This is a genomic window from Nocardia sp. NPDC004604 (assembly GCF_040609795.1).
Classification (GTDB): Bacteria; Actinomycetota; Actinomycetes; order Mycobacteriales; family Mycobacteriaceae; genus Nocardia.
The window spans coordinates 22,955-29,450 of sequence record NZ_JBEXLC010000112.1; the positions used below are offsets into that span (position 1 = coordinate 22,955).

At 63.5% G+C, this 6,496-nt stretch carries 4 protein-coding genes; 3 read left to right on the forward strand and 1 reads right to left on the reverse strand.

Annotated elements, in window-relative coordinates; genetic code table 11:
* Positions 1 to 470 precede the first annotated feature (470 nt).
* The 3 genes from ABZW16_RS31720 (at position 471) to ABZW16_RS31730 (ending at position 2,631) form a co-directional block, all read left to right on the forward strand.
* Positions 471 to 1,205 (forward strand): helix-turn-helix transcriptional regulator, encoded by a 735-nt coding sequence (locus ABZW16_RS31720; RefSeq protein WP_354959769.1) that lies wholly within the window; start codon positions 471 to 473, stop codon positions 1,203 to 1,205.
* Between the two features lie 296 nt (positions 1,206 to 1,501).
* A complete protein-coding gene (locus ABZW16_RS31725) occupies positions 1,502 to 2,110 on the forward strand; it encodes a nuclear transport factor 2 family protein (RefSeq protein WP_354959770.1) in 609 nt (202 codons plus the stop codon).
* A 257-nt stretch (positions 2,111 to 2,367) separates the two neighbouring features.
* Positions 2,368 to 2,631 carry a hypothetical protein gene (locus ABZW16_RS31730; RefSeq protein WP_354959771.1) on the forward strand — a complete coding sequence of 88 codons (264 nt, stop codon included), beginning with the start codon at positions 2,368 to 2,370 and terminating at the stop codon, positions 2,629 to 2,631.
* A 74-nt stretch (positions 2,632 to 2,705) separates the two neighbouring features.
* Here ABZW16_RS31730 and ABZW16_RS31735 read toward each other — a convergent pair whose 3' ends face one another.
* Positions 2,706 to 5,963, reverse strand: a complete 3,258-nt coding sequence (locus ABZW16_RS31735) for a protein kinase (protein WP_354959772.1) — start codon at positions 5,961 to 5,963, stop codon at positions 2,706 to 2,708.
* Positions 5,964 to 6,496: the final 533 nt, after the last annotated feature.

The following is a 6,496-nucleotide window of genomic DNA, read 5'->3' on the forward strand; positions in this document are numbered from 1 at the left end:
GGGTGTGGAGGTGTTTCGGCGCTATCCGATTGGCTACGTCCGGCAGACTCCACTGCCTGCTGCGGCCTCGGCGCAAATGGCGCACCCTCAGGTACCTACACCTATCTAGCCAGGTATGCCACTGGTGCCCGGAGGTGGAGATGCTCAGCGCCACTGAGCAGTTCAGCAGGCTACGCGCCCCGTGCGGGAAACTGGGGGCGGGGGCACCGCGAAGACGACGAAGCGGGCGGGATCATTGACGATCTGCGTTATGACTGTGGCTGCCGCCGGATTCGGCACGAATGATGCTCGCGGGCGCGGCGTGTCTCGCGGCAAGTTCGGCGTTTCACACAATTGGCCCTCTGAGACCGGGTCGCGTCAAGCGCGCTATACATCCAGATCGGATGTGCCGGAAGGTGACACCAAGCCAAGAATAGCTTCTGACCTGTATGTTTGTCCCTCCCGCGGAGGGTGCGGCTCGGCTGGCCCATATGCACCCCTTTCCGAAGTTCTCCTGGCTGGAACAGGGGCGCCAAATTAATGTCAGCGTGCAGGTGTTGAATGCGGTGGCGCGGACTTTGTCGTTGGATGCGGCAGAGAAGGCGCATCTGTACCGGCTTGCGGATGTGCCGACGGTGCCGACCGCGTACGCGGGAACCGCTCTGCCGGAAGAGCTTCAGGTGATTTTGGATCATTTGGAGCCGTTGCCGGGTGTGGTGCTCAGTCCGCGTTATGACGTGCTGGCTCACAATAAGTCCTATGAGGCACTGTGCCCGGGTTTCCTGCTGGGTGAACGGAATGTGGCTCGTCGGGTGTTCCTGACTCCGGAGTGCTGCAATACCTATCACCATAATTGGGATGACTTGCGGCGTATGGTCGGTTATCTGCGTGGTTCGTATGCGAAGAATCTGGGTGATCCGGGTTGGGAGGGTTTCATCTCCGATTTGTGTTCGGAGAGTGAGACTTTCGCGTCTTTGTGGGCTCGTAATGATGTGGCGGTTCCGGCGAGTCGGACGAAGCAGATCCGTAATTTGGCGGTGGGGGAGTTGGAGATGTTCTTGACGAGTATGTCCTTGCCGTCGTTGCCGCATGCGTGGATGCAGATCTATACCCCGACCGATGAGGTGGCGTGGGGGAAGTTGCGTGAGTTGTTGGCGATGAGTGAGGAGGAGCGGCAGCGTCCGTGGATCGAGCATCGGGAGTTGCATCACGCGGCGGTGGGGTAGTGCCGGGTGGTTGCGTGAACGGTTTTGGTTCGGGCTCTGTGGGATGGCACGTTCTGGTTGGTGCCGATGTGTGAAGAAGGCCTGGCCGCCATGCTCGAGATTCCTTGCAACCGCCGACGGTACGACCGTGGCATCGAGGGCTATCGGCTGTGGGATTGCGATGCAGTACGTCGAGGGCACCATGCGGCTCGGCCGATCCGCGACAGTGGCGGAGTGCTGCCGACACGGCAGGCTATGCCGGTCTGCCCGCCCGGTAGGGGTGCGGGCTGAGGTGTGTTGAGGCATGGTGGGAAGCCATGAGCGACAACCGAATCGAAGACCGCTGGGCGATCAGCGAGTTGATGACAGGCTGGATCCATCGGGACAAGGAGCAGTGGGACGAGCTGGCCGGCTTGTTCCATGAAGACGCCACGCTGAGGATCCTGTGGTTCTGCGGCTCTGCCCACGACTTCATCGACGCCGCTCGTCGTATGGGGCACGGGCCGCTGCGTAGTAAGCACTTCATCGGCGCTCCCACCATCCGCTTCGCGGGCGATGGCGCGTTTGTCGAGACCAACGCGATCCTCCTCGCGGAGCTCGCTGGTGCGGGGATCGGCGCGACCATCCACAACCGATTCCTCGACCGCGTGAGCCGACGTGATGGGATCTGGCGCATCGAGCATCGTGACTCCGTCTACGACATGGGCGGATTCACCTACCCGTTCGGTGTCGCAGGTGCCCCGGACATCGACGCGGAGTCGCTTTCCGGTCGTCATCCTCGGGAGTACGCGGCGCTGGCCTACCTGCTCGAAACCGCCGGGCACCCGGTGATCGGCACCTACCCGACTCGCTTCAGCAAGCAGGAGGCGGCCATCCTGGAAGCAGGCAACGCATGGCTGGCCCAGGCGAACGTCGCGCAGTGCTGAGACGCGCTCCGGACAGCGCCGTCATGGCTGCTCGGACTCGAGAGGTTGCAGGCACTCGGTCGCCGATCCTGAGCATCGATCGGAGCGGGACGGAAGCTCACAGAACCATCGGAGGATAGGTAAAGTCCCTCGACTACTTTGTGTCCGGCGCGTACTGCGTGTTGGTGCGGTCGGCTCTCAACCGGTCGGCGCCCTACCGAAACAGATCGCCCTGTCCGATTGCGCCATCCGATGCTGCTCGAGAGGGCCTGTCGGGAATGGAACGCGAATACATCCGCGACCGCACCCTCGAAGGCCATGAATCCGCCCGCAAACGCGGCAAAGCCATCGGCGGCGCCGCCGTCGTAGACGACGCCATGCTGTCCATGGCACTACACCTGCGCGAACACGACCACAGCCTCCGCGACATCGCCGCCCGCCTCGTCATCACCAAGGGCAAGAAGAAAGGCCAGCACCCCTCCCCAGCCACAATCCTGCGGCTACTCCGAGACCACGACCAGGCCACATCGAGGGACCGCTGATCCGGCGCAGACCAGCAGCCGTCACCAGCGAAAACTGAACTCACGGCAGGTTTCTGGCGTATTCCGACCCTCTACTAGACCTTATTGCCGGAGTGTTCTGCGGCCCAGATGGCGATCTGTGCTCGTGAGGTGAATCCCAGTTTGGTGAGGATGTGCTCTACATGTCCTTCTGCTGTGCGCTGTGAGATCACCAGTCGGGCGGCGATCGCCTTGTTGGTCAGTCCTTCCGCGATGAGGTCGGCGACTTGCCGCTCGCGCTTGGTCAGGCTCGCCGAGCCACGATCTGACTGTGCCATGGCTCGAGGCTGCTCCCGCAGCGCGAAGTCGACCGCTGCCTGGAAACTCATCGCGGCGCCCTCCCGATAGCCGGACTCATAGCCCCGCCTGCCGAGAACATCACGCGCGCATTGCTCGCACTGCTCATGGTAGGCAGCCATATGGGGAAACATGATGCTGGAACCGACCGCGTGACCGAGCCCGTAGGCCGCACCCAACAGCACGGCGGCCCGCCGGGCGTCACGCTTCTCGGCGGCCATCCATGCCAGTAACTCCACACACACCGAAGCGACGAGCGGATCGACCACCGGTCGCACCAATCGAAGAGCCTCATCCAAGTGTCGCTCAGCCTGCTCGTGCTGACCCTGTTGCCAGGCCGCCAGCGCCATGGGTCGCAGTGCCCGTGCCCGGATCTCGGTGTCGCGGTGCGCATCCGGAACAGTCAGCACCTTTTCCAGGCAGGCGACGCCGCTGGGCATATCCCCCTGTAGGACACGACTCCAGCCCAGTAGAACCAGTGCCCTCAAGTGGAATGCAAGGTCATCGGGGGCACTGAATCCTTCGACGGCATCGTTCAACCGGACGCCTGCGCGAGCCAGATCGCCACTGCTGATCGCGGCGGTACCGTCTGCGTAGGCGAGCAGGGCGCCAATCGTGGGGTCGGCTGGCTGCTGCTCGGCGAGGACGCGCAACTCGGCTGCGCGACTGGTTGCGGCCGCAATGTCTGCCAATTGCGCGGCGAAAGCGCTGATAGTGAACAGGGCTTTGGCGCGGTCGGTCGCTTCGCCGCGTGTACTGGCCAGTCCACGCTCGCACCAACGGATTCCCTCAGTGAGCCGCCCACTCGAAAACCAAAAGCTGAATAGCGCAGCAGCGGTGCGTAGGCCGGCTGCGTTGCGGTCTGCGATGCTGAACTCCAGCGCTTTGCGCAGGTTCGGTAGCTCGCGCTCGAGCTGGATGATCCAATTCAGTTGGCGGGGGCTGACCCAGTCGGCTTCCGCGTCGAGTGCTAGCCGTTCGTACCAGTCGCGGTGGTGGCGACGAAGATCGGTGTACTCGCCGGCCTCGATGATTTTCTGACTCCCGTATTCCTGCACGGTTTCGAGCATCCTGAAGCGCACCGCAGCGCCGGACTCTTCCCGAATCAGGATCGACTTGTCCACCAGAGCCGACAACGCATCGAGGAATTGCGGCTCGGTCAGGTCGGTGCCGCAGACATCTTCGGCGGCGTCGAGTTCGAAGCTTCCTGCGAATACCGACAGCCGCCCCCACAGTCGCTGTTCGGTCGGTGTGCACAGGTCATAGCTCCAGCCGATGCACCAGCCCAGCGTTTGCTGTCGGGTCGGCGCATCCCGTCGCCCGCGCGTCAGCACGGCAAACCGATCTGTCAGTCGTGTCAGGATCTGCTCAGGGGACATGGTACGCAGCCGCGCCGCAGCCAGTTCGATCGCCAAGGGCAACCCATCGAGCCGGGCGCAGATCCTGGCCACGCTGTTGCGATTGTCCTCGTCAAGGTGAAAGCCCGGCACCGCCGCGGCGGCACGCTCGGCGAACAATGTCACCGCCTCGTAACCAGCCGCACCCCGCACCGCCGACCCGCTACGCGGATCGGGAAAACTCAGCGGTGGCACCGGAAGCACGGCTTCCCCACCCAGACCCAGGGACTCGCGGCTGGTGGTGAGGATCCGCGTCTTCGGGCACGCGCGCAACAGTGATTCGACCAGTTTCGCGACTGCTTCGATCATGTGCTCACAGTTGTCGAGCACCAGCAGCACCTCGCGGGTGAACAGGTGTTGTATCAGGACCTCGAGCATCGGTCGGCCGACCTGCCGCACACCGAACGCGGCGGCTACGACATCGGCCAACAACGACGGATCGCGCAACTCACCCAGCTCGATCAGCCAGACGCCGTCGGCATAATCTCGCTGCAGTTTGTGGGCGATCCGCAGCGCGAGCCGTGACTTGCCGACCCCACCGATCCCGGTCAGCGTTACCAGAGACGACCTCGACAGCAGGTTCTTCGCCTCTAGCACCTGGCTACGCCGATCCACGAAACTGGTCAGCTCCGGCGGCAGGTTTCCTGTTCCCTCCCGCTGCCCAACGCCCCTGGCTGCGGGAATGCCGGTCACCTGGGCGGGCGCCACCGCTGGTCTGCTGCCTTGTTCGACGTGCAGTGCCATCTGGTCGACGGCGAAGCCGTGCGTGAGCTGGAGCAGCTGTAACTGCTCGCCGAACAGCGCGGCCGTGGGGCGGTCCTGGGGGTCCCGGCACATCGCGGCCTCGATGAGGGCACTGACGTCTTCGGGGATGCCACGCTCGCGCAGGTCGGGTACCGGTTGGGCGGTGATGCGCAGAAACTGGGCCACGACTTGTTCGCCGCTGCGGCGCTCGAAGGCGGCGTGACCGGTCAGCGCACAAAACAACGTCGCACCGAGCCCGTAGACGTCCGACGCCCGGCTGGTCGGCTCCCCGTTGAGGACCTCGGGTGCGGTGAACGCCGGGGAGCCGGTCACCGTGCCAGTGGATGTCTGAAAACCCCCGGTCAGATGAGCGATGCCGAAGTCGCTCAGCGTCGGCTCGCCGTAATCGGTGAGCAGGATGTTGGCCGGTTTGACGTCGCGGTGGAAGATGTCTGCATGATGCGCCGCTTCCAGCGCACCCGCCAGCTTCACCCCCACATGCAGCACCTCCTCCAGCGGCAGCGGGCCATCGCGGCGGATCCGTGCGTCCAGCGAACCTTGGCAGTGATACGGCATGACCAGGTACGGTTGGCCGGTGGGGGTTTCGCCGACCTCGAGCACCTCCATGATGTTCGGATGCGCGGTCAATCGACCCATCGCCCGCTGCTCACGAAGGAAACGCTCTCGATTCTCCTCCAGCTCGCAGGTCAGGACCTTCACCGCCACCACGCGGTCCAGCCCTGGTTGGGTGCAGCGATACACAACACCGAAACCACCCCGCCCGATCTCGGCAACGTCAACAAACCCGACCGCACGCAACTCCGTGACCAGATCTATGCCTAGATCACGTTGAGTTTTGAAGAAATCAGAATCCATAAACAGTCACTTCGCACTGCATCACCGGTGCTCAGCACAGAATACGCCGCGGGTTCGCTAGCCGAATGCGACCGCAGTCGCCGATGATCAGCCAGTCCCGGCTGAGGGTCGATGCTTCGGTGTGGGTCACAAGAGTTCACAGGTTTAAGGACACGCATGCGGCGTTTGTTCACCGTCGCTGTGGCCGCTATGGTCGCGCCAGGCATGGCCGTGGCGGGCCCGCAAGGTCGTGTCCAGGTGAGGCGCCGGGCTCAGCAGCGGTAGCAGACGCCGTTCGTCGGTGAGTTCGGTCTGGCGAAGGTCGATGTCCAACGGGTTGGTGCCCAACCACCGGAACCGTCGAACCCGCCGATGAAGTTCTCAAATGGTCTGGGCACCAGCACATTTTGGCAATTGCTCGGCGGTGCCCTGCCCAAACTCGTGAAAGTCACGCTTAGTGAGCGTCCGAGAACTCTCGTCAGCGCGTGGCTCAGGTGCTTCCCACGCTGGGTAATGGTGGTGTGTAGGTGCTGATATCGGGTGCTGTGTAGAGT